Source organism: Mangrovibacter phragmitis (assembly GCF_001655675.1).
Lineage (GTDB): Bacteria > Pseudomonadota > Gammaproteobacteria > Enterobacterales > Enterobacteriaceae > Mangrovibacter > Mangrovibacter phragmitis.
This window is the reverse complement of sequence record NZ_LYRP01000047.1, coordinates 186918-210832: the sequence shown is the minus strand read 5'-3', so window position 1 is coordinate 210832 and position 23915 is coordinate 186918. Positions and strand designations below refer to the sequence as shown.

Genomic DNA, 23915 nt, shown 5'->3' with positions numbered 1-23915 from the left:
AACCGGGGAGTTCCCCGGTTTTTTTAACGTTGGCGAATGAGCCGGGTTCTGTCAATGAATTGTGCGGTATGCGGGTCATAGTAGCGGGAGGGCCAAATCTCCCATGGGTTCACATTCAGCGCATCGGCTATCAACATTTCTCCCCTGGGCCAGGGGCGTGTCAGAGCATTGGCGAGAGTCGAAGAACTCAGTCCGGCCTTACGTGATTCGGCGGCCATTGACGTTCCCTTCTTGCGCAACGCGGCAATAATGTCAGCCGGGTGCCAGTCAACAAACTTACTTTCCATGTTTTCTCCCTGTCGCTATTGGGTTGCATTGGCTACTCAGTGGAAGCCTGGGTTATATAGCACAGGAGATTCTTGAAAGTTCTTAATATTGAGGCTTGCAGTTTGTTTTGTGTAGCCGCGCTCAGCTTTTTGTAATGCGTTGCATAAGAGCCCAAAAGAAGAAAAAGGATCCGGGCACTGTGGCGCAGATCCTTTTTAACTAAGCCAATATGGTGTGGTTTAGTGGTTGCGTTGTACGGCGATGTGTGCGAGGCCAGTTAGTGCTGCTTTCCAGGGGGAGTCAGGAAGTATTGCCAGCGCCTCAATGGCTTTATCCGCTTCCTGCTCGGCTCGCAGGCGTGTCCAGGCGAGTGAACCACACATTTCCATTGCTTCCAGTACATGTTCCAGAAGATGCCTTCCATTACCTTGCTCAATGGCCTGACGAATCATAGTGGCCTGTTCTGGTGTGCCATGTTGCATGGCATGTAACAGCGGAAGAGTGGGTTTCCCTTCGTTGAGGTCATCTCCCACATTTTTACCCAGCGTTGCGCCGTCAGCACTATAATCAAGCAGATCATCAATAAGCTGGAAGGCTGTACCAATATAGCGGCCATAATTTTGCAGGGCGAGTTCTTGTTCGGGCGTTGCACCAGCAAGAATGCCGGAACACTGAGAAGCAGCTTCAAACAGGCGTGCTGTTTTACTGTAAATAACCCGCATGTAGCTTTCTTCTGTAATATTCGGGTCGTTGACGTTCATTAGCTGAAGTACTTCCCCTTCAGCAATAACGTTGACGGCCGCCGACATCACTTCCAGTATTTTGAGTGAGCCCAGTTGCGTCATCATCTGGAATGCGCGGGTGTAGATAAAATCACCAACCAGAACGCTGGCTGCATTACCAAAAGCGGCATTTGCTGTCGCCTTACCACGGCGCATATCTGATTCATCAACAACGTCATCATGGAGCAACGTAGCGGTATGAATAAATTCAATTAAGGCCGCAATAGTGACATGCGCGTTGCCGTCATAACCCAGAGCACGGGCAGAAAGCACCGCTATCATTGGACGAATGCGTTTCCCGCCACCACTGACTATGTAGTATCCCAACTGGTTGATTAGCTGAACGTCAGAGTTGAGCTGATCCAGAATTGTCGCGTTTACGCCCGCCATATCTTGCGCGGTTAACTCGGTTATTTTCTCTAAATTCATCGCAAAAGTCTGGCTGTTGCCCGGTTTATCCCGTTCGACGGAACATGTTATTGGGTATCTGTCTGGTCATCAAATACAGATTGTACTGAAAAAATGCGCTTAATAAATGGAACATTGTGCGTAGTGTTTTTTTTCTACACGAATTGATGATGGTACTTGTCAAATGTCCTGGATTTGCGTAATATTCGCGCCCTATTGTGATTATTTATAGCGCGCACTGAAAACACAGAGGTGTGTGCGGAAAGCGGAGTTTTTTATGTACGCGGTTTTCCAAAGTGGTGGTAAACAACACCGAGTAAGCGAAGGTCAGACCGTTCGCCTGGAAAAGCTGGACATCGCAACTGGCGAAGCAGTTCAATTCGACCAGGTTCTGATGATTGCCAATGGCGAAGAAGTTAAAATCGGCGTTCCTTTTGTTGAGGGCGGCGTAATTAAAGCTGAAGTTGTTGCTCATGGTCGTGGCGAGAAAGTTAAAATCGTTAAGTTTCGTCGTCGTAAACACTATCGTAAGCAGCAGGGCCACCGTCAGTGGTTCACTGATGTGAAAATTACTGGCATCAGCGCTTAATAGGGGAGCAGATTAAATGGCACACAAAAAGGCTGGCGGCTCAACACGTAACGGTCGCGATTCTGAAGCTAAACGTCTGGGCGTAAAACGTTTCGGCGGTGAAGCAGTTCTTGCTGGCAGCATCATCGTTCGTCAGCGTGGTACTAAATTCCACGCAGGCAGCAACGTAGGTTGCGGTAAAGATCATACTCTGTTCGCTTTGTCTGACGGTAAAGTCAAGTTCGAAGTTAAAGGTCCGAAAAACCGTAAATTTGTAAGCATTGTTGCTGAATAAGTTTTTCGCGTTCCGGTAACGGATTGAAGCCCCGCAACACGTTGCGGGGCTTTTTACATTCTGACACAGGGGAAAGCGCCAGGGGCTTTAAATGAAACAACAGGCAGGAATTGGCATCGCTTTGGCCCTGACAACAGCGATGTGCTGGGGCGCATTACCTATTGCTATGAAACAGGTACTGGAGGTGATGTCTCCTCCTACTGTTGTATTTTATCGTTTTCTGATGGCTGGCACCGGACTGGGCCTGATTTTGACACTGAGAGGGAATTTACCCCCGCTCAGAATTTTCAAACGCCGCCGCTGGTTAGTATTACTGGCTATAGCAACAGGTGGGCTGTTTGGGAACTTTATTTTTTTTAGTTCCTCTTTGCAGTATCTGAGCCCTACAGCATCACAGGTCATTGGACAACTTTCTCCGGTAGGAATGATGGTTGCCAGTGTTGTTATCCTGAAAGAAAAGATGCGTGGTACCCAAGTTGTTGGTGCACTGATGCTGCTTTCCGGGTTGATTATGTTTTTTAACTCCAGCCTGGTTGAAATATTTACCCGTCTGACAGACTACACATGGGGCGTAATATTTGGCGTTTCTGCAGCCTGTGTCTGGGTCAGTTATGGGGTGGCGCAGAAAGTGTTACTACGGCGTCTGGCATCCCAACAGATTCTGTTTTTATTGTACACTTTATGTACAATAGCATTGCTCCCATTGGCTGACCCAATGGTTATAAAGCAATTGAGTGGGTGGCAACTGAGTTGTCTGGTGTTTTGTGGCCTGAATACACTGGTGGGTTACGGCGCACTGGCTGAAGCAATGGCACGCTGGCAGGCAGCACAGGTGAGTGCATTTATTACACTGACACCTTTATTTACATTGCTGTTTTCAGATTTATTAGCCCTGGCATGGCCAGATTTCTTTGCTGTGCCAATGTTGAATGTCATGGGTTATATCGGCGCATTTGTCGTTGTGGCGGGCGCAATGTATTCCGCGATTGGGCATCGCCTTTGGGGGCGTTGGCGTAAGCGCCAGCCGGTGGTACCTGTGCCCCATTCGGGCGAATGATCTACGGAGAAGTAAAATGAAGTTTGTTGATGAAGCAACGATCCTCGTGGTCGCAGGTGATGGCGGCAATGGGTGTGTTAGCTTCCGTCGTGAAAAGTACATCCCGAAAGGTGGCCCGGATGGTGGCGATGGTGGTGATGGTGGTGATGTCTGGCTGGAAGCTGACGAGAACCTGAATACCCTTATCGATTATCGCTTTGAAAAATCATTCCGTGCTGAGCGGGGCCAGAATGGTCAAAGCCGTGACTGTACCGGTAAACGAGGAAAAGATGTTTCCGTTCGTGTACCTGTTGGTACCCGGGTTATTGATAAAGGTACCGGGGAAGCAATGGGTGATATGGTTTCCCACGGTCAACGTTTGCTGGTCGCAAAAGGGGGCTGGCATGGTTTGGGGAACACGCGCTTTAAATCCTCTGTAAACCGTACACCCCGCCAGAAAACGAATGGTACGCCAGGTGAGAAGCGCGAACTCGACCTTGAGCTGATGTTGCTGGCTGATGTTGGCATGCTGGGTTTACCTAATGCGGGTAAATCTACATTTATTCGTGCCGTATCCGCGGCAAAACCGAAAGTAGCTGATTATCCCTTTACCACTCTGGTTCCAAGCCTGGGTGTTGTTCGAATGGATAACGAAAAAAGCTTTGTGGTTGCTGATATTCCGGGGCTGATTGAAGGTGCGGCTGATGGCGCAGGGCTGGGAATTCGTTTCCTCAAACACCTGGAACGTTGCCGTGTTTTATTGCACCTGATTGATTTGGCACCTATTGATGGTTCTGATCCGGTCGAGAATGCACGCATCATTATTGGTGAGCTGGAGAAATACAGTGCCACTTTGGCGGCAAAGCCACGCTGGCTGGTATTCAATAAAGTTGACTTGCTTGATAGTGAAGAAGCAGAACAGCGGGCTAAAGAAATTGCTACCGCCCTGGGCTGGGAAGAGAAGCATTACCTGATATCTGCGGCGACACGTGATGGTGTCAATGCGTTATGTTGGGATGTGATGCATTTCATTATCGAAAACCCGGTTGTTCATGAAGAAGTGGCTCAGGAAGCTGAGAAAGTTGAATTTATGTGGGACGATTACCACCGTAAACAACTGGAAGAAGTGCAATCTGAAGCCGAAGAGCCCTGGGACGATGACGATGACTGGGATGAAGATGATGACGAAGGTGTAGAGATAATCTACGAACGTTAATCTCCACGTAGCTTTGCAGGTAAGGCCGGGTTTCCCGGCCTTACTTTTTTGCTTCACTGCGCAGTGGGCGTAGTTTCAATCAATATGATCCGGGAACCAGCAACCTGCATTCAAACCCTGGCTATCAGTACGGTTATCTATCAGCAATTTTCCCCGGTGCAGTTGCACAATACGCCGCACGATGTTGAGCCCAAGCCCGCTGCCACCATAGCGTTGATCCAGGCGACGAAATGGTTCCGTAATAGTTTTTCGGTGAGCTTCGTCGATGCCCGGCCCTTCATCCAGCACTTGAAGATGTGCGCCATTGTTTTCTTCCTGTAAGCGGATTTCGATACAACTCCCTTGAGGGCTATACCGCCAGGCATTTTCCAGTAGATTACGGAGCAGCAGGCGTAATAGCACCGGGTCCCCCTGCACAGAGAGACCAGTATCTTCCGGCCAGATAATCCGTTGATTATGCCTCTCAGCCATCTCTGTCATTTCCTCCTGAAGTGGTTCGATAATATCTTTCCACCACTGGTGCGTATCATAATGCCCACTGGCTAAGGCTTGTCCTGCCCGGGATAGCATTAACAACTGTTCGATGACATGCATCAGTTGGTCCAGTCGCTGGATCAGCGAATCAGCCTGTTTATTTCCGGACTGGGCCATAAGCTCAAGATGAAGGCGAATACCAGCCAGTGGGGTACGTAATTCGTGGGCGGCATCGGCGGTAAATAATCGTTCCTGCTGAATGGTACTTTCCAGACGGGACAGTAATTGATTGAGGGCCGTGGTGACTGCTACCATCTCTTCCATCTCGGAAAACATGGGTAATGGGCTAAGGTTGTCGGCGGAACGGTTAACAAGACTACGACTGAGTTTGTTGAGTGGCTGGATAATCCAGGACACTGCCAGAAAAGAAAAAAACAGTGTAAAGCCAACCATAACCAGTGAAGGAACTAATAATGAGGCTATGGCTTCGTGGATCTCTTTTTCAACATGGTGATTACGTGTACGGGCAGACAGCGTTTCATTGACCAGGAACCCAATTTGCTCCTGGCTTTCGTGCCACAGCCATAATACGCTGACAAGTTGAAAGAAAAGAAAAATTAACGCCAGCATTGCCATTAAACGCCGACGCATACTGTTCATACCCGGTTCTCCAGACGATAGCCAACGCCACGAACAGTTTTGATGCGTTCTTTACCCAGCTTGCGTCGCAGATTATGAATGTGAACCTCAAGGGTATTTGAGCCAGGATCGTCCTGCCAACTATAGAGATCCTGCTGAAGTGTTTCCCGGTGAACAGTTTGGCCAACTCGCATAATCAGACGGGTCAGCAAAGCAAACTCTTTGGGGGTGACTTCCACAGCGTTACCTTGCAGCAACACTTGTTGAGTCTGGAGGTTTAATGTGAGGTCATCATGTTGCAACAGATTGTCACTGTGCCCCTGGTAACGGCGAATAAGAGCCCGGGCACGGGCTTGTAATTCGGCCAGCGCAAAGGGTTTTACCAGGTAGTCATCTGCGCCTGCATCAAGACCACTGACCCGGTCTTCCAGTGCATCCCTTGCAGTCAGAATCAATACCGGAGTTTTTAGCCCTCTTCGGCGCCATTGGCTGAGTAGTGTTGCTCCGTCTTTATCGGGTAGCCCAAGATCCAGAATCACCAGACTGTATTCACCACTTTGAATCAGCGCGTCGGCATCATTTGCTGTCGCTGCAGTATCTACAGCGTATCCGTCACCATTCAGTGCCAGAGCCAGTCCTTCTTGTAGCAGTAAATCATCTTCAACAATGAGTAATTTCATAATTAGTTATTCTGATAGAGGTCTTTGTAGAGTCGGCTTTCAAAGCGTACCAGCGGTATCCTTCTGTTACGTTGGTCGCCGGGTTCAACGGCATAACCAGAAAGATATTGAACAAATGCCAGTTTTTGCCCGGATGCCGTTGTAATGAACCCTGCAAGGTTATACACCCCTTGCAATGATCCTGTTTTGGCTGAAACCTTCCCATCCACTCCTGCTTCATGCAGCCCGGCCCGGTATTGCAGCGTGCCATCATGGCCGGCCAGTGGCAGCATTGAGATAAAGTTTAGCTGATTATCATTTTTGGCAATAAATTGTAGCACTTGCATCATGGTTGAAGGCGAAATCAGGTCATGGCGTGATAAACCTGAACCATCCACCAGAATAGTGTTACCTAAATCGATACCAGCCTTCTGCTTCAGGATTTGGCGAACAGCATCTGCGCCTGCCCGCCAGGTTCCCTGAACCCCCAGGGTTTCCCGCCCAATAGTGCGAAAAACAGTATCAGCAATCATGTTGTCAGATTTTTTTAGCATCATGCGTAGTAAATCATGGAGGGGAGCAGACTGCGTGGAGGCTAAAACCTGCCCTGGCTGGTTTACTCGAGTTTGGCGAATCAGTGTTCCGCTCACGGTTATTCCCGCACTATTCAACTCATCTTTGAGTATTTCACCGGCATAGCTGGCCCCGTCCTGTACAGCGAACGCGAGAGGTAATGGGTCTTCACGCTGGGTCAGGCAACCTGTTAATGTGTAGCGATTCAGGTCACCTGTGACGACATCCAGTTCACAATATTTGGCATCTGCAGAACCATGGGCAAGTGTTCGCACATTAGAAAACACATGAACAGGGTAATACGATGCCAGGCGCACCGTAGCCGTTTCATTGGGACGTGGACTGGAAAGGGATACGGAAAAACAATTTTTATCGACGATAGCCGCAGATGGCGGAGCGCTGAAGCATTGCGTTATATCATTCCATGGCCAGCCGGGGGCTTTATCGTGGCTGGCGAATACCGATGTATCAATTAAGATATTTCCCTGAATTTTTGTAATTCCCGCCTTTTTCAGGCTGGCTACCATATTGTGTAATTGCTGCCTCTTCAATGTCGGGTCGCCGGTGAACCTTGCTATAAGGTCTCCTTGCAAAATCCCGTCATTGATGTTTCCATGGCTTTCAAGGGTTGTTGTGAAACGGTAATCAGGGCCGAGCGATAACAGGGCTGCGAGAGCCGTTATCACTTTCTGAGTACTGGCGGGCAGTGCCATTTGTTGGCCATGGTAATCAATAAGCGGCGTATCTGAGCCCGCTTTTTGCACCAGAAGCGCGAGGTTAGCGCCTGGTGGGAGTTGTTTGACGTATTCATCAATATTTGCAGCCTGAGCTTCTAAGGCGAAGGATAAAACCAGCCCAACAGCTAAATGTAAAAATCGCATAATTTTTGGCATTAAAACCTGGAAACGTGCCGTCATACTACGGTGCAATCCCCTGTAAAGTAAACGATGACCCCCGGGGAACTTCAGGTTAAAATACGTATCAAAATGCGAAATACGACTAGCCTGAAGCTTTGCTTCGGGGTAGTTTTCTTTTGTTTCTGGCCCGGTGAATGCAGAGTTTCTTCGGGCAGTACTCCGGTTGTGCGGCCAATTGTGGCCCTTGTGTCCGGGGCGTTTTTTATAATGAGGTATAATATGCAAGCTATTCCGATGACTTTACGTGGCGCCGAAAAATTGCGCGAAGAGCTTGAGTTTCTGAAGGGCGTTCGCCGTCCGGAGATCATCGCAGCCATCGCCGAAGCGCGTGAGCACGGTGATTTAAAGGAAAATGCCGAATACCATGCTGCGCGTGAGCAACAAGGCTTTTGTGAAGGCCGTATCAAGGATATTGAAGGCAAGCTGTCTAATGCACAGGTTATCGATGTGACCAGGTTGCCTAACAATGGTCGTGTTATCTTTGGTGCAACGGTAACTGTACTGAATCTTGATACCGAAGAAGAGCAAACTTACCGTATCGTTGGTGATGACGAGGCCGATTTTAAAAAGAATCTTATCTCTGTTAACTCACCAATTGCTCGTGGGCTGATTGGTAAAGAAGCCGATGATATCGTAGGAATTAACACCCCTGGTGGGTTAGTTGAATTTGAAATCATCAAGGTAGAATACCTCTGATTTCTGCTACGCTGGATATAACGGTTTTGTAAAGAATGGAAAAGGCCGCAATGCGGCCTTTTAACCATGAAAGGAGCGTGTCATTTTGCTCAGCCTGCGTTATAAAAATGCAGATGATTATTGCACTTTTTGTTAACGAGGCAGCGAAATTTTGCGTTCCTGGGATGGGCGATAAAGCACCAGCGTTTTACCGATGACCTGTACATTACAGGCTCCGGTTTCCCGCACGATGGCTTCCACTATCAAAGTTTTCGTTTCACGATCTTCTGTGGCAACTTTAACCTTGATCAGTTCGTGGTGCTCCAGCGCTTGTTCAATCTCGGCCAGCACCCCTTCGGTCAGACCGTTATTGCCAAGCAGGACTACCGGCTTGAGCGGATGCGCGAGACCTTTCAGGTGCTGTTTTTGTTTTGTACTCAGATTCATCGTTTTTTGCTTACGTTGGGATTGAAAACGGGACATTCTACCGCCATCTCCTGATTATAGCCAAATCGCCGTGCGCTTTTTGATATTGCTCGCGGAAGATGAACCCGACTGGATTATAAAATGACAGGTAAAAAGCGTTCTGCCAGCTCTAGCCGCTGGTTGCAGGAACACTTTAGCGATAAATACGTTCAGAAGGCACAGAAAAAAGGGTTACGATCCCGTGCCTGGTTTAAACTTGATGAAATACAGCAAGGTGACAAACTTTTTAAGCCGGGTATGACGGTTGTCGACCTTGGTGCGGCGCCTGGTGGGTGGTCGCAATATGTGGTAAGTCAAATCGGCGGGAAAGGTCGTATCATTGCCTGCGATCTTTTACCTATGGATCCAATCGTCGGTGTGGACTTTCTTCAGGGTGATTTTCGTGATGAATTAGTCCTGAAAGCGCTTCTTGAACGTGTGGGTGATAAAAAAGTTCAGGTTGTCATGTCCGATATGGCACCCAATATGAGCGGAACACCTGCTGTTGATATTCCCCGAGCTATGTATTTGGTGGAACTGGCGTTAGAAATGTGTCGTGATATTCTGGCACCAGGTGGTAGTTTTGTAGTGAAGGTTTTTCAGGGCGAAGGTTTCGATGAGTACCTGCGGGAAATTCGCTCCCTGTTTACGAGTGTTAAAGTTCGTAAGCCGGACGCTTCGCGTGCTCGCTCACGTGAAGTGTACATTGTAGCGACCGGGCGTAAACTATAGTACCCTGACGCTGTTTGTTAACACAGTTGTAATATGAGGTTAATCCCTTGAGTGACATGGCGAAAAACCTAATACTCTGGCTGGTCATTGCCGTTGTGCTGATGTCAGTATTCCAGAGCTTTGGGCCCAGCGAGTCTAATGGCCGCAGGGTGGATTACTCTACCTTCCTGTCTGAGGTCAATCAGGATCAGATTCGTGAAGCGCGTATCAACGGACGTGAGATTACCGTTACCAAGAAAGATAGTAACCGATACACGACTTATATCCCCGTAAACGATCCCAAACTTCTTGATAACCTGCTTACCAAGAACGTCAAGGTTGTTGGTGAACCACCAGAAGAACAAAGCCTGCTGGCAACGATCTTTATTTCATGGTTCCCAATGCTTTTGCTTATTGGTGTCTGGATATTTTTTATGCGCCAAATGCAGGGCGGAGGTGGCAAAGGTGCCATGTCGTTCGGCAAGAGTAAGGCGCGAATGCTGACGGAAGATCAGATTAAAACTACTTTTGCCGATGTCGCGGGTTGTGACGAAGCGAAAGAAGAAGTTGGTGAACTGGTGGAATATCTTCGTGAGCCAAGCCGCTTCCAGAAATTAGGCGGTAAGATCCCGAAAGGTGTGCTGATGGTTGGCCCTCCAGGTACTGGTAAGACATTGCTTGCCAAGGCTATTGCCGGTGAAGCAAAAGTACCGTTTTTCACCATTTCAGGTTCTGACTTTGTTGAAATGTTTGTGGGTGTGGGTGCATCCCGTGTCCGTGACATGTTCGAACAGGCTAAAAAAGCAGCTCCTTGCATTATCTTTATCGATGAGATCGATGCGGTGGGGCGTCAGCGTGGTGCTGGTTTGGGTGGCGGTCATGATGAACGTGAACAGACACTGAACCAGATGCTGGTCGAAATGGATGGGTTTGAAGGCAATGAAGGTATTATCGTCATTGCAGCGACTAACCGCCCGGATGTTCTGGACCCAGCTTTGTTGCGTCCTGGGCGTTTTGACCGCCAGGTTGTCGTTGGGCTGCCTGATGTACGTGGTCGTGAGCAAATCCTTAAAGTGCATATGCGCCGTGTGCCGCTGGCTCCGGATATCGATGCGGCTATTATTGCCCGTGGTACACCGGGTTTTTCCGGTGCGGACCTGGCTAACCTTGTGAACGAAGCCGCTTTGTTTGCCGCCCGTGGTAATAAACGCGTTGTGTCCATGGTTGAATTTGAAAAAGCGAAAGACAAAATCATGATGGGCGCTGAACGACGCTCAATGGTGATGACTGAAGCTCAGAAAGAATCAACCGCATATCATGAAGCGGGCCACGCTATTATTGGGCGTCTGGTGCCGGAACACGACCCGGTACATAAAGTAACGATTATTCCTCGTGGTCGGGCATTAGGTGTGACTTTCTTCCTGCCTGAAGGCGATGCAATCAGTGCCAGCCGTCAGAAACTGGAAAGCCAGATCTCGACACTCTACGGTGGACGTCTGGCAGAAGAGATAATTTACGGTGTTGAGCATGTGTCAACTGGTGCGTCCAACGATATTAAAGTCGCGACCAACCTTGCTCGTAACATGGTCACTCAGTGGGGCTTCTCAGAGAAACTGGGGCCATTGCTGTATGCGGAAGAAGATGGCGAGGTGTTCCTTGGCCGCAGTGTGGCTAAAGCGAAACACATGTCAGACGAAACAGCTCGTATTATCGACCAGGAAGTGAAGTCACTGATTGAGCGTAATTACAACCGTGCCCGTCAAATCCTTAACGATAACATGGACATCCTCCATGCTATGAAAGATGCGTTAATGAAATATGAAACTATTGATTTACCGCAGATTGATGATTTGATGGCCCGGCGTGATGTGCGCCCACCAGCTGGCTGGGAAGACCCTAATGCCAGCAACAACACTGACAATTCCTCTGGTACGCCAACAGCGCCAAAACCAGTGGACGACCCGGATATCAATAAACCCGGAAATCCCATGTCAGAGCAGGCTGGTGATAAATAATCCCATTTTGCTGTAATCTGTAAACCCCGGCTTGTCCGGGGTTTTTCTCATCCGTAACGCGTTTTCTGAAGGTAATCACATGAAACTCTTTGCTCAGGGGACTTCACTTGATCTCTCGCATCCTCATGTCATGGGGATTTTAAATGTCACGCCAGATTCCTTTTCTGATGGCGGTCAGCACAACACCCTGAATGAAGCCGTAAAACATGCCAACCTGATGATTAACGCCGGGGCGACCATTGTTGATGTGGGGGGCGAGTCTACCCGGCCTGGTGCCGCTTTAGTGAGTGTGGAAGAAGAACTTGCCCGTGTTATTCCGGTTGTTGAGGCGCTGGCACAGCGTTTTGAAGTGTGGGTGTCGGTGGATACTTCTCGGCCTGAAGTTATTCGGGAGTCCGCACGAGCAGGTGCACATCTGATTAACGATATCCGCTCACTTAAAATGCCTGGAGCAATAGAAGCGGCGGCAGAAACTGGGCTGCCAGTTTGTCTGATGCACATGCAGGGTGAACCTCGCACTATGCAGGATGCTCCGCATTATGATGATGTCTTTCAGGATGTAGAGCATTTCCTGATGGAACAAATTGCACGCTGTGAAGCTTCAGGCATCGCGAAAGACAAATTGTTACTCGACCCCGGCTTCGGTTTCGGTAAAAATCTGGGGCACAATTATCAGTTGCTGGCGCGTTTATCTGAACTGCATCATTTCGGTTTGCCACTGTTGGTGGGGATGTCCCGTAAATCGATGGTTGGGCAACTCCTGAATGTGGGGCCGGATCAGCGCCTGAGCGGTAGCCTTGCATGTGCGGTTATCGCCGCTATGCAAGGGGCACATATTATTCGTGTTCACGATGTAAAAGAAACTGTTGAGGCGATGCGGGTTGTGGAAGCGACGTTGTCAGCGAAGGAAAATAGACGCTATGAGTAACCGTAAATATTTTGGTACCGATGGGATTCGCGGCTGTGTTGGTCAAGCCCCTATTACACCTGACTTTGTTCTGAAACTGGGCTGGGCTGCGGGTAAAGTGCTGGCACGCCACGGTTCACGAAAAGTGATTATTGGCAAAGATACCCGCATATCGGGCTATATGCTGGAATCCGCACTGGAAGCCGGGCTGGCAGCTGCCGGTTTGTCTGCCTCGTTTACCGGTCCCATGCCGACACCGGCAGTGGCATATTTAACCCGTACTTTTCGGGCTGAAGCTGGCATTGTCATTTCGGCATCCCATAACCCGTATTATGACAACGGTATCAAGTTTTTCTCTACAGAAGGTACCAAGTTGCCAGATGAGGTAGAAGAAGCTATTGAAGCCGAACTGGAAAAAGAGATTACTTGCGCGGAATCGGCCATGCTGGGTAAAGCCAGCCGTATTGTTGATGCTGCCGGCCGTTATATTGAGTTCTGCAAAGGTACCTTCCCAAACGAACTGAATTTGAACGGCCTTAAAATGGTTGTCGATTGTGCTAATGGTGCAACATACCACATTGCGCCAAATGTTTTTCGTGAGTTGGGGGCCAACGTAATTACCATGGGTTGTGAACCCAATGGGCTGAATATCAATGAAAAATGCGGTGCGACAGATGTTGCAGCGCTTCAGTCCAGAGTGATTGCGGAAAACGCAGATCTTGGGCTGGCTTTTGATGGCGATGGCGACCGCGTGATCATGGTCGACCATCTCGGAAACCGTGTTGATGGTGACCAAATCCTCTACATTATTGCCCGTGAAGGCTTGCGCCAGGGCAAACTCCAGGGAGGGGTGGTCGGCACGCTGATGAGCAATATGGGGCTGGAACTGGCACTGAAACAGCTGGGTATACCATTTGCACGGGCAAAGGTCGGTGACCGCTATGTGCTGGAGAAAATGCAGGAAAAAGGTTGGCGTATTGGCGCGGAGAACTCTGGCCACGTCATTCTGTTGGATAAAAGTACCACAGGAGACGGTATTCTTGCCGGTCTTCAGGTTCTGGCTGCTGTCGTGCGCAATCATATGAACCTGCATGATTTGTGCAGTGGTATGTCACTCTTCCCGCAGATTCTGGTTAATGTCCGTTATACCGCGGGGAGTGGTGACCCACTGGAGCACGATAGCGTGAAACAAGTCACAGCGGAAGTCGAGCGCACTTTGGGTAAACGCGGGCGAGTCCTGTTGCGTAAATCAGGTACAGAACCGCTAATTCGTGTGATGGTGGAAGGCGAAGATGAAGCGCAGGTGACTCAACTGGCTAACCAAATAGCCGATGCAGTGAAAGCGGTCTGAAAATACGACACTGCCGGTAGGGGCGATTCTCGCCTCACCGGCTGAAATCTGCGCGTGTTGCCGCTTTTTTCTGCAATTGAATCATTGCGAAGAAAATGGTCTTGCACAGTGCATGCGCTTTGGTTAGTATTCACACCCGCTTCAGTGGGGAATGACAAATACCCACGTCTTTTTGGTTAGAAGCATTGGCATGCGGAAATCCGCAAGGAACAGGTTAATTATGTACGAAGCTCTTTTAGTCGTTTTCCTTATTGTAGCCATCGGCCTTGTTGGCTTGATTATGCTGCAGCAAGGTAAAGGTGCTGATATGGGTGCCTCCTTTGGCGCAGGCGCTTCTGCAACTCTGTTTGGTTCAAGCGGTTCTGGTAACTTTATGACCCGCATGACTGCCGTGCTGGCGACACTGTTTTTTATTATCAGCCTTGCGCTGGGTAATATCAACAGCAACAAAACCACCAAGGGAAGCAGCTGGGACAATCTGAGTCAGCCCGCTCAAACTGAGAAGACTACTCAACCGGCAGCGCCAGCGCAGCCGAGCAGCGATATCCCGCACTAAGTTGTCGTATCATCGTACTTTTTGTGCGAAATAAGTGCCGAGGTGGTGGAATTGGTAGACACGCTACCTTGAGGTGGTAGTGCCCGATTGGGCTTACGGGTTCAAGTCCCGTCCTCGGTACCAAATCCCAGCGAAGTTTGCTTTTTTTGTGTTAAAGGCGTAGTATTTGCCACGTTTTCGGACGCGGGGTGGAGCAGCCTGGTAGCTCGTCGGGCTCATAACCCGAAGGTCGTCGGTTCAAATCCGGCCCCCGCAACCAATTTCCCTGAGAGTTGTTTTTCAAATATACTGTGAAGAGCGACAGTTCTTTTCACAATGGAATTTTGAAAAAAATTCTCATGGAAATAGTTCCAGGTCGCAGTCGCGGCTTGTAGGGTTCAGTTATATAAAGCCCCGATTTATCGGGGTTTTTTGTTATCTGACGAGAGAATAACTGGGCTTAGCGCCCTTTTTTTATGTCTTGGGGGTGGGCTTGTCCACATTAGAGCAAAAGTTAACAGAGATGATTACTGCACCAGTAGAGGCTCTGGGCTACGAACTGGTTGGTATTGAGTTTGTTCGCGGTCGTACGTCTACGTTGCGCATCTACATTGATAGTCCGAATGGTATCACTGTTGATGATTGTGCTGATGTTAGTCATCAGGTAAGTGCAGTAATGGATGTAGAAGATCCAATCACTGTTGCTTATAACCTCGAAGTCTCCTCTCCTGGCCTTGACCGTCCGATGTTTACTGCCGCGCATTACACGCGTTTTCTCGGTGAGGAAGTCACATTGGTGTTGCGTATGGCAGTGCAGAACCGTCGTAAATGGCAGGGCATCATCAAACAGGTTGATGGTGAGATGGTTACCGTTACGGTCGATGGCAACGATGAAGTGTTCGCACTGAGTAATATTCAGAAAGCGAACCTGGTCCCCCACTTTTAATAGTCTGGCTTGAGGCGAACCCAGGATGAACAAAGAAATTTTGGCTGTTGTTGAAGCTGTTTCTAATGAAAAAGCGGTTCCGCGCGAAAAAATTTTTGAAGCGCTGGAAACAGCCCTTGCAACAGCGACCAAGAAAAAATATGAGCAAGAAATCGACGTCCGCGTCAGCATTGACCGGAAAAGTGGCGATTTTGACACTTTCCGCCGCTGGCTGATCGTTGAGGAAGTTACCCAGCCTACGCGTGAAATCACGCTGGAAGCCGCGCAGTTCGAAGATCCTGCGCTGAATCTGGGTGACTATGTAGAAGACCAGATCGAGTCAGTGACTTTTGACCGCATCACCACGCAAACTGCCAAACAGGTTATCGTGCAGAAAGTGCGCGAAGCAGAGCGTGCAATGGTGGTTGATCAGTTCCGTGAACATGAAGGCGAAATCATCACCGGTATGGTGAAGAAAGTGAATCGCGAAAATATCACGCTGGATCTGGGTAATAACGCAGAAGCCGTCATTCTTCGTGAAGATATGTTGCCGCGTGAAAACTTTCGCCCGGGTGACCGTGTGCGTGGGGTGCTGTATTCCGTGCGTCCTGAATCACGTGGTGCGCAGTTATTTGTGACTCGTGCTAAGCCGGAAATGCTGATTGAGTTGTTCCGCATTGAAGTTCCGGAAATCGGCGAAGAAGTCATCGAAATTAAAGCTGCGGCTCGTGACCCGGGTTCTCGCGCAAAAATTGCGGTGAAAACCAATGATAAACGCATCGACCCTGTTGGCGCATGTGTTGGGATGCGAGGGGCACGCGTACAGGCAGTATCAACTGAACTTGGCGGCGAGCGTATTGATATCGTGCTGTGGGATGATAATCCTGCTCAGTTCGTTATCAATGCAATGGCGCCTGCTGATGTCGCTTCCATTGTGGTTGATGAAGATAAACACACAATGGATATTGCGGTAGAAGCGGGTAACCTGGCGCAGGCTATTGGTCGTAACGGTCAAAACGTTCGTCTTGCTTCTCAACTGAGTGGCTGGGAACTGAATGTCATGACGGTAGAAGACTTACAGGCTAAGCACCAGGCTGAAGCACACGCCGCCATTGATACGTTCACCAAGTATCTCGATATCGATGAAGATTTCGCGACTGTTCTGGTAGAAGAAGGCTTCTCCTCACTGGAAGAGCTCGCGTATGTCCCGATGAAAGAGTTGCTTGAAATCGATGGGCTTGATGAAGCTACTGTAGAAGCATTACGTGACCGCGCGAAAAACGCGCTGACCACGCTGGCGTTGGCGCAGGAAGAAAGCCTCGGTGATAAGAAACCTACCGACGATCTGCTTAACCTTGAAGGTATGGATCGTGCGCTGGCCTTTAAACTGGCTACGCGTGGTATTAGTACGCTGGAAGATCTCGCCGAACAGGGCATTGATGACCTGTCAGATATTGAAGGCTTAACCGATGAGAAAGCCGGGGCGCTGATTATGGCCGCCCGAAATATTTGCTGGTTCGGCGACGAAGCGTAATAAACTGTAGCAGGAAGGAACAGCATGACAGATGTGACTATTAAATCGCTGGCCGCGGAGATTCAGACTCCAGTGGATCGCCTGATACAGCAATTTGCTGATGCCGGGATCCGCAAATCGTCTGAAGATTCGGTGACAGCGCAAGAAAAACAAGCTTTGCTGGCATTTTTGAACCGTGAGCATGGTTCAGGGCCAGACAAGTTAACATTGCAGCGCAAAACGCGCAGCACTTTGAGTATTCAGGGTACCGGTGGTAAAAGTAAATCGGTACAAGTGGAAGTCCGCAAAAAGCGCACCTTTGTAAAACGTGATCCGCAAGAAGCTGAGCGTCTTGCCGCGGAAGAGCAAGCGCAGCGTGAGGCGGAAGAGCTGGCCAGTCGTGAAGCAGAGGAATCTGCTAAACGTGTGGCTGAGGAAAAGGCCAAACGCGAAGCGGAAGAGAAAGCCAAACGCGATGCCGATGAACATGCGAAGCGTGAGGCCGCGGAACAAGCGAAACGTGAAGCTGCGGAAAATAGCAAAGTGAGCAATCAACAATCCGAACAACAGAAAGCCGTACAGGCTGAGAAAGCCCGTCGTGAAGCAGAAGCAGCAGAGCTGAAACGTAAGGCTGAAGAAGAAGCCCGCCGCAAAATTGAGGAAGAGGCTCGCCGCGTTGCAGACGAAGCCCGTCGCATGGCGGAAGAGAATGCCGACAGTTGGCGTAATACTGACGAAGAAACGGAAAGCAGCGACTATCACGTTACAACGTCTCAGCATGCTCGTCAGGCTGAAGATGATAATGACCGTGAAGTTGAAGGTGGCCGTGGCCGTGGTCGCAACGCTAAAGCTTCACGTCCTAAGAAAGGTAACAAACACGCCGAATCCAAAGCTGACCGTGAAGAAGCGCGCGCCGCCATTCGTGGTGGTAAAGGCGGGCGTCAGCGTAAAGGCAGCGCTCTGCAACAAGGTTTCCAGAAACCTGTTCAGGCAGTTAACCGTGATGTCATGATTGGTGAAACCATCACTGTTGCGGAACTGGCTAACAAAATGGCGGTGAAAGGCTCTCAGGTCATCAAAGCAATGATGAAAATGGGTGCAATGGCAACCATCAACCAGGTGATTGACCAGGAAACCGCGCAGCTTGTTGCTGAGGAAATGGGGCACAAAGTTATCCTGCGCCGTGAAAACGAGCTGGAAGAAGCAGTAATGAGTGACCGTGATACTGGTGCTCAGGCAGAACCGCGTGCACCTGTTGTGACTATCATGGGTCACGTTGACCACGGTAAAACGTCTCTGCTGGACTACATTCGTTCAACGAAGGTTGCCTCTGGTGAGGCCGGCGGTATTACTCAGCATATCGGTGCTTATCACGTTCAGACCGACAACGGCATGATTACTTTCCTGGACACCCCAGGCCACGCAGCGTTTACCGCAATGCGTGCTCGTGGTGCTCAGGCAACAGATATTGTGGTGCTGGTTGTTGCAGCAGACGATGGCGTGATGCCGCAAACTATTGAAGCTATCCAGCACGCTAAAGCGGCGAAAGTCCCTGTAGTTGTTGCTGTGAACAAGATTGATAAACCAGAAGCAGATCCGGATCGCGTTAAGAACGAACTGGCTCAGTACGGCATCATTCCAGAAGAATGGGGTGGTGAATGCCAGTTCGTTCATGTTTCTGCAAAAGCAGGCACCGGTGTTGATGAGCTACTGGATGCTATCTTGCTGCAATCTGAAGTACTGGAACTGAAAGCTGTACGTAATGGTATGGCGAGCGGTGTGGTTATCGAATCCTTCCTGGATAAAGGACGTGGCCCGGTAGCAACTGTGCTGGTTCGTGAAGGTACGTTGCATCGTGGCGATATTGTCCTGTGCGGTTTCGAGTATGGCCGTGTTCGTGCAATGCGTAACGAACTGGGCAAAGATGTTGAAGAGGCGGGTCCGTCAATTCCAGTAGAAATCCTGGGCTTGTCTGGTGTGCCTGCAGCGGGTGATGAAGCTACAGTTGTCCGTGATGAGAAAAAAGCGCGTGAAGTGGCGCTGTATCGTCAGGGCAAATTCCGTGAAGTTAAACTGGCTCGTCAGCAGAAATCTAAACTGGAAAACATGTTTGCTAACATGACTGAAGGTGAGGTTTCTGAGGTTAATATCGTACTGAAAGCCGACGTTCAGGGCTCTGTTGAAGCAATTACCGATTCTCTGGTCAAGCTGTCCACAGATGAAGTGAAAGTGAAAATTGTGGGCTCTGGTGTTGGTGGGATTACTGAGACCGATGCGACGCTGGCTGCTGCATCCAACGCGATTGTTGTAGGCTTTAACGTCCGTGCTGATGCCTCTGCCCGCCGTGTTATTGAAGCTGAAAGCATCGACCTGCGCTACTACTCCGTTATCTATAACCTGATTGACGAAGTTAAACAGGCTATGAGCGGTATGCTGGCTCCGGAATACAAACAGCAAATTATCGGCCTGGCTGAAGTTCGTGATGTGTTCAAATCACCGAAGTTTGGCGCGATTGCGGGTTGTATGGTTACGGAAGGTGTGGTTAAACGCCACAACCCAATTCGTGTTCTGCGTGATAACGTGGTTATCTATGAAGGCGAGCTGGAGTCTCTGCGTCGCTTTAAAGATGACGTTAACGAAGTCCGTAATGGTATGGAATGTGGTATCGGCGTTAAGAACTACAATGATGTTCGCACCGGCGACATGATTGAAGTCTTCGAAATAATCGAAGTTCAACGTACCATTTCCTAATCCCTTTCTGGGCTCGGTAAGATTATTAAGGGGGGCCTGGTGCCCCCCTGATTTGTCTGGAGAAACTATTATGGCGAAAGAGTTTGGTCGCCCGCAGCGCGTATCGCAGGAAATGCAGAAAGAAATCGCAATCATTCTGCAGCGCGAAATTAAAGATCCGCGTGTAGGTCTGATGACAACAGTCTCAGGCGTTGAAGTATCCCGTGATTTAGCTTATGCAAAAGTTTATGTCACCTTCCTGAATGATCAGGATGAAGCAGCAGTAAAAGCTGGCGTGAAAGCGCTGCAGGATGCATCTGGTTATATTCGCATGTTGCTGGGTAAGGCAATGCGTTTGCGCATTGTTCCGGAGCTGACATTCATCTACGACAACTCTCTGGTTGAAGGGATGCGTATGTCTAACCTGGTCAGCAGTGTGGTTAAACAGGATGAAGCGCGCCGTTCCCATTCGGAAACGGATGACAGCAACAAGGAGGATTGATGAGTCGTCCTCGTCGGCGTGGGCGTGATGTCCATGGTGTTTTATTGCTGGATAAACCGCATGGACTGTCATCAAATGATGCGCTGCAAAAAGTAAAACGCCTCTTTAATGCTAATCGGGCAGGTCACACAGGGGCGCTGGATCCACTGGCTACGGGCATGCTGCCTGTTTGTCTTGGTGAAGCAACCAAGTTTTCCCGTTATCTGTTAGATTCAGACAAGCGTTACCGTGTAATTGCCCGGCTTGGGCAGCGTACCGATACTTCTGATGCAGACGGAACTGTGGTTCAGGAGCGCCCGGCCACCTTCAGTGAATCTGATCTTCTTCAGGCGCTGGAAAGCTTTCGCGGTGAAACAGAACAAGTGCCATCCATGTTCTCTGCACTCAAGTACCAGGGGCGGCCTTTGTATGAATATGCTCGCCAGGGTATCGAAGTTCCCCGGGAGGCGCGTGCTATTACTGTGTATGAATTGCTGTTTATCCGCCACGAAGGTAATGAACTGGAGCTGGAAGTACACTGCTCTAAAGGAACTTACATTCGCACAATCATTGATGATCTTGGCGAAAAACTGGGTTGTGGTGCGCATGTTGCCTTTTTGCGGCGTTTAGCTGTCAGTAAATACCCGGTCGAGCGCATGGTGACCCTTGAGCACCTGAATACACTGGTCGCGAAAGCCCAGGAAGAAGGCTCGGGTATTGAGGCGGTACTGGACCCTCTGCTGATGCCAATGGACAGCCCGGCAGCCGACTTCCCCCAAGTGAATCTGCAGCCCGCTGTTGCGGCGTATTTCAAACAAGGGCAGCCGGTCAGGGTTGCTGGGGTACCTTCTGACGGTCTGGTTCGCGTTACCGAAGGCGAGACTGGTGAATTTATCGGTATGGGTGAAATTGATGACGAAGGCCGTGTTGCGCCGCGTCGTTTGGTTGTTCATTATCCGGTATAGTCTCACCTTGCGATAACCTGTCCGCGCAGGTAGAATAGCGCGGCTCTGGGGCTGCTGAATTAGAGATCGGCACCCTTTTTTCTTATTTAATTACTGGAGTTCAAAATGTCTCTAAGTGTTGAAGCTAAAGCTAAAATCGTTTCTGAGTTTGGTCGTGGTGCTAACGACAGCGGTTCAACTGAAGTTCAGGTTGCCCTGCTGACTGCACAGATCAACCACCTGCAAGGTCACTTTGCAGAGCACAAAAAAGATCACCACAGCCGTCGTGGTCTGTTGCGCATGGTTTCTCAGCGTCGTAAGCTGCTTGACTACCTGAAACGTAAAGATGTTGCACGCTATTCTTCCCTGATCGAACGTCTGGGTCTGCGTCGCTAATATTTGCGAGTTTCTGAAAAAGGGGCCTCCAGAGGCCCCTTTTTTCAACTCAAAAGCAGCAATTCACCAGAAAGTAATGTATTGTTGCTTTTAATAGTCTTTATTGCTGAGGTTCGCGCGGCTAATGAAAGCACATATAATTTTTCTGTGTTTTCATTAGTCGCGAGGGAGCATAAAGGCTGGTAATCACAACAGCACTTTGTTGTGCTGTCACTCGTCTAAAGAAAGGATACTATTTTGCTTAATCCGATCATTCGTCAATTCCAGTATGGTCAACATACCGTCACCATCGAAACTGGCATGATGGCTCGCCAGGCAACTGCGGCCGTGATGGTCAGCATGGATGACACCGCCGTTTTCGTCACCGTTGTTGGTGCTAAAAAAGCGAAACCCGGCCAGGATTTCTTCCCTCTTACAGTAAACTACCAGGAACGTACTTACGCGGCTGGCCGTATTCCAGGCGGTTTTTTCCGTCGTGAAGGTCGTCCAAGTGAAGGCGAAACGCTGATTGCGCGTCTGATTGACCGCCCGGTTCGTCCGCTGTTCCCGGAAGGTTTTGTTAACGAAGTTCAGGTTATTGCGACGGTTGTTTCTGTTAACCCGCAGGTTCACCCTGATATCGTTGCTATGATTGGTGCTTCTGCTGCTTTGTCTCTGTCTGGTATTCCATTCAATGGCCCAATTGGTGCGGCGCGTGTTGGTTATATTAATGACCAGTATGTTCTGAACCCAACTGCCGATGAACTGAAAAGCAGTAAACTGGATTTAGTGGTTGCAGGTACTGATAACGCTGTGCTGATGGTTGAATCTGAAGCTGAACTGCTGAGTGAAGACCAGATGCTGGGTGCGGTAGTCTTTGGTCACGACCAGCAACAGATTGTTATCGAAAATATCAAAGCGCTGGTTGCTGAAGCGGGTAAACCGCGTTGGGACTGGCAGCCAGAAGCCGTTAACGAAGCATTGAATGCGCGCGTTGCTGCTCTTGCTGAAGCGCGTCTGAGCGATGCATACCGCATTACTGACAAGCAGGAGCGTTATGCTCAGGTTGATGTCATTAAATCTGAAGTCATTGCTGCTTTGTTGGCAGAAGATGAAGCCCTGGACGAAAATGAACTGGGTGAAATTCTGCATGCGCTGGAAAAAACCATTGTCCGTAGCCGCGTACTGGCTGGGGAACCGCGCATTGATGGCCGTGAAAAAGACATGATTCGTGGCCTGGATGTGCGCACAGGCGTTCTGCCGCGTACTCACGGTTCAGCACTGTTTACCCGTGGTGAAACTCAGGCGCTGGTTACTGCAACTTTAGGGACTGAACGTGATGCGCAAAACATCGATGAATTGATGGGTGAGCGCACTGATCGTTTCCTGTTCCACTATAACTTCCCTCCATACTCTGTGGGTGAAACCGGGATGGTAGGTTCGCCAAAACGCCGTGAAATTGGTCATGGTCGTTTGGCTAAACGTGGTGTGGCAGCTGTTATGCCTGCTGCAGACCGTTTCCCATACACTGTGCGTGTTGTTTCTGAAATCACTGAGTCCAATGGTTCTTCTTCCATGGCTTCTGTCTGCGGTGCGTCTTTAGCACTGATGGATGCAGGTGTGCCGGTGAAAGCTGCTGTTGCGGGTATCGCAATGGGTCTGGTGAAAGAAGGCGATAATTTCGTTGTCCTTTCTGATATCCTGGGCGATGAAGATCATCTTGGCGATATGGACTTTAAAGTAGCGGGTTCTCGTGAAGGTATTACTGCTTTGCAGATGGATATCAAAATCGAAGGTATCACCCGTGAAATCATGCAGGTTGCTCTGAACCAGGCTAAAGGTGCGCGTCTGCACATTCTGGGTGTGATGGAACAGGCAATCAATGCTCCGCGTGGTGACATTTCTGAATTTGCACCGCGTATCCATACGATTAAGATCAACCCTGATAAGATCAAAGACATTATCGGTAAAGGTGGCTCTGTAATCCGCGCTCTGACTGAAGAAACCGGTACAACCATTGAAATTGAAGATGACGGTACTGTGAAAATCGCAGCAACTGATGGTGATAAAGCAAAACATGCTATTCGTCGCATCGAAGAAATTACTGCTGAGATTGAGGTTGGTCGCATCTATAATGGTAAAGTTACGCGTATCGTTGATTTCGGTGCGTTTGTAGCGATTGGCGGCGGTAAAGAAGGTCTGGTGCATATTTCTCAGATTGCCGACAAGCGTGTAGAAAAAGTGACAGACTACCTGCAGATGGGCCAGGAAGTTCCGGTTAAAGTACTGGAAGTTGACCGCCAGGGCCGTGTGCGTCTGAGCATGAAAGAAGCGGTTGAGCAACCAAAAGCGCAGGAGCAGGAAGAAAAATCTGCTCCGGATGCCGCGGTTGACACTCAGGCAGAGTAATCTCGCTCTATGGCATATTAATATCCGATACCGTCTGTAAACATG

General features: G+C 49.4%; 23 protein-coding genes and 2 tRNA genes. 19 read left to right on the top strand and 6 right to left on the bottom strand.

Annotated elements, in window-relative coordinates; genetic code table 11:
* Window positions 1–23 precede the first annotated feature (23 nt).
* The gene (sfsB, locus tag A9B99_RS19960; RefSeq protein WP_064600615.1) at window positions 24–287 is read right to left on the bottom strand and encodes a DNA-binding transcriptional regulator SfsB; all 264 of its coding nucleotides are present in this window, start codon (window positions 285–287) and stop codon (window positions 24–26) included.
* Between the two features lie 219 nt (window positions 288–506).
* Window positions 507–1478: an octaprenyl diphosphate synthase gene (gene ispB, locus A9B99_RS19955; protein WP_064600613.1), complete on the bottom strand. Its 972-nt coding sequence runs from the start codon at window positions 1476–1478 to the stop codon at window positions 507–509.
* Window positions 1479–1734: 256 nt separating this feature from the next.
* On the opposite strand from ispB, the gene rplU reads away from it, so the two are divergent.
* The 4 genes from rplU (at window position 1735) to cgtA (ending at window position 4572) form a co-directional block, all read left to right on the top strand.
* Window positions 1735–2046, top strand: coding sequence for a 50S ribosomal protein L21 (gene rplU, locus A9B99_RS19950; RefSeq protein ID WP_036104882.1), 312 nt, complete (start codon window positions 1735–1737; stop codon window positions 2044–2046).
* Window positions 2047–2062: 16 nt separating this feature from the next.
* Entirely contained in the window at window positions 2063–2320 is a 258-nt protein-coding gene (rpmA, locus tag A9B99_RS19945; protein ID WP_036104873.1) for a 50S ribosomal protein L27, read from the top strand.
* 91 nt (window positions 2321–2411) lie between these two features.
* Window positions 2412–3377: a DMT family transporter gene (locus A9B99_RS19940; protein ID WP_064600611.1), complete on the top strand. Its 966-nt coding sequence runs from the start codon at window positions 2412–2414 to the stop codon at window positions 3375–3377.
* A gap of 16 nt (window positions 3378–3393) precedes the next feature.
* Window positions 3394–4572: an Obg family GTPase CgtA gene (gene cgtA / locus A9B99_RS19935; protein WP_064600609.1), complete on the top strand. Its 1179-nt coding sequence runs from the start codon at window positions 3394–3396 to the stop codon at window positions 4570–4572.
* 75 nt (window positions 4573–4647) lie between these two features.
* On the opposite strand, the gene pmrB is transcribed toward cgtA, so the two are convergent.
* The 3 genes from pmrB to dacB are packed head-to-tail and all read right to left on the bottom strand — an operon-like array spanning window position 4648 to window position 7798.
* The gene (pmrB, locus tag A9B99_RS19930) at window positions 4648–5706 is read right to left on the bottom strand and encodes a two-component system sensor histidine kinase PmrB (RefSeq protein WP_064600607.1); all 1059 of its coding nucleotides are present in this window, start codon (window positions 5704–5706) and stop codon (window positions 4648–4650) included.
* Window positions 5703–6365: a two-component system response regulator PmrA gene (gene pmrA, locus A9B99_RS19925; RefSeq protein WP_064600605.1), complete on the bottom strand. Its 663-nt coding sequence runs from the start codon at window positions 6363–6365 to the stop codon at window positions 5703–5705. The genes pmrB and pmrA overlap by 4 nt, the downstream gene beginning before the upstream one ends.
* A 2-nt stretch (window positions 6366–6367) precedes the next feature.
* Window positions 6368–7798 carry a serine-type D-Ala-D-Ala carboxypeptidase gene (gene dacB, locus A9B99_RS19920; protein ID WP_064600741.1) on the bottom strand — a complete coding sequence of 477 codons (1431 nt, stop codon included), beginning with the start codon at window positions 7796–7798 and terminating at the stop codon, window positions 6368–6370.
* Window positions 7799–8053: 255 nt separating this feature from the next.
* Here dacB and greA point away from each other — a divergent pair, with 255 nt between their 5' ends.
* On the top strand, window positions 8054–8530 hold the full coding sequence (gene greA / locus A9B99_RS19915; RefSeq protein ID WP_064600603.1) for a transcription elongation factor GreA: 477 nt from the start codon (window positions 8054–8056) through the stop codon (window positions 8528–8530).
* A gap of 132 nt (window positions 8531–8662) precedes the next feature.
* Here the strand turns inward: greA and yhbY are convergent, their stop codons facing one another.
* Entirely contained in the window at window positions 8663–8956 is a 294-nt protein-coding gene (yhbY, locus tag A9B99_RS19910) for a ribosome assembly RNA-binding protein YhbY (protein ID WP_036105139.1), read from the bottom strand.
* A gap of 120 nt (window positions 8957–9076) precedes the next feature.
* Between yhbY and rlmE the strand changes: the two genes are divergently transcribed.
* From rlmE to pnp, 14 genes are all read left to right on the top strand, one after another.
* Window positions 9077–9706 (top strand): 23S rRNA (uridine(2552)-2'-O)-methyltransferase RlmE, encoded by a 630-nt coding sequence (rlmE, locus tag A9B99_RS19905; RefSeq protein ID WP_036104859.1) that lies wholly within the window; start codon window positions 9077–9079, stop codon window positions 9704–9706.
* A 56-nt stretch (window positions 9707–9762) separates the two neighbouring features.
* Window positions 9763–11700 (top strand): ATP-dependent zinc metalloprotease FtsH, encoded by a 1938-nt coding sequence (gene ftsH / locus A9B99_RS19900; protein WP_064600601.1) that lies wholly within the window; start codon window positions 9763–9765, stop codon window positions 11698–11700.
* A 79-nt stretch (window positions 11701–11779) separates the two neighbouring features.
* A complete protein-coding gene (gene folP, locus A9B99_RS19895) occupies window positions 11780–12628 on the top strand; it encodes a dihydropteroate synthase (protein WP_064600599.1) in 849 nt (282 codons plus the stop codon).
* The gene (gene glmM, locus A9B99_RS19890) at window positions 12621–13958 is read left to right on the top strand and encodes a phosphoglucosamine mutase (RefSeq protein WP_064600597.1); all 1338 of its coding nucleotides are present in this window, start codon (window positions 12621–12623) and stop codon (window positions 13956–13958) included. Before folP ends, glmM begins: the two co-directional genes overlap by 8 nt.
* 220 nt (window positions 13959–14178) lie before the next feature.
* Window positions 14179–14514, top strand: a complete 336-nt coding sequence (gene secG, locus A9B99_RS19885; RefSeq protein WP_064600595.1) for a preprotein translocase subunit SecG — start codon at window positions 14179–14181, stop codon at window positions 14512–14514.
* A 36-nt stretch (window positions 14515–14550) separates the two neighbouring features.
* A tRNA-Leu gene (locus A9B99_RS19880) sits at window positions 14551–14637 on the top strand.
* Between the two features lie 59 nt (window positions 14638–14696).
* Window positions 14697–14773 (top strand) — tRNA-Met (locus A9B99_RS19875).
* Between the two features lie 213 nt (window positions 14774–14986).
* Window positions 14987–15439, top strand: a complete 453-nt coding sequence (gene rimP, locus A9B99_RS19870; protein ID WP_064600739.1) for a ribosome maturation factor RimP — start codon at window positions 14987–14989, stop codon at window positions 15437–15439.
* Window positions 15440–15464: 25 nt separating this feature from the next.
* On the top strand, window positions 15465–16952 hold the full coding sequence (gene nusA / locus A9B99_RS19865; protein ID WP_064600593.1) for a transcription termination factor NusA: 1488 nt from the start codon (window positions 15465–15467) through the stop codon (window positions 16950–16952).
* A gap of 24 nt (window positions 16953–16976) precedes the next feature.
* Window positions 16977–19682: a translation initiation factor IF-2 gene (gene infB, locus A9B99_RS19860; RefSeq protein ID WP_064600591.1), complete on the top strand. Its 2706-nt coding sequence runs from the start codon at window positions 16977–16979 to the stop codon at window positions 19680–19682.
* 70 nt (window positions 19683–19752) lie between these two features.
* A complete protein-coding gene (gene rbfA, locus A9B99_RS19855; RefSeq protein WP_064600589.1) occupies window positions 19753–20163 on the top strand; it encodes a 30S ribosome-binding factor RbfA in 411 nt (136 codons plus the stop codon).
* Window positions 20163–21107 carry a tRNA pseudouridine(55) synthase TruB gene (truB, locus tag A9B99_RS19850; RefSeq protein WP_064600587.1) on the top strand — a complete coding sequence of 315 codons (945 nt, stop codon included), beginning with the start codon at window positions 20163–20165 and terminating at the stop codon, window positions 21105–21107. The genes rbfA and truB overlap by 1 nt, the downstream gene beginning before the upstream one ends.
* A gap of 105 nt (window positions 21108–21212) precedes the next feature.
* Window positions 21213–21482: a 30S ribosomal protein S15 gene (gene rpsO, locus A9B99_RS19845; protein WP_064600585.1), complete on the top strand. Its 270-nt coding sequence runs from the start codon at window positions 21213–21215 to the stop codon at window positions 21480–21482.
* A 237-nt stretch (window positions 21483–21719) separates the two neighbouring features.
* Window positions 21720–23870: a polyribonucleotide nucleotidyltransferase gene (gene pnp, locus A9B99_RS19840; RefSeq protein WP_064600584.1), complete on the top strand. Its 2151-nt coding sequence runs from the start codon at window positions 21720–21722 to the stop codon at window positions 23868–23870.
* Window positions 23871–23915 lie beyond the last annotated feature (45 nt).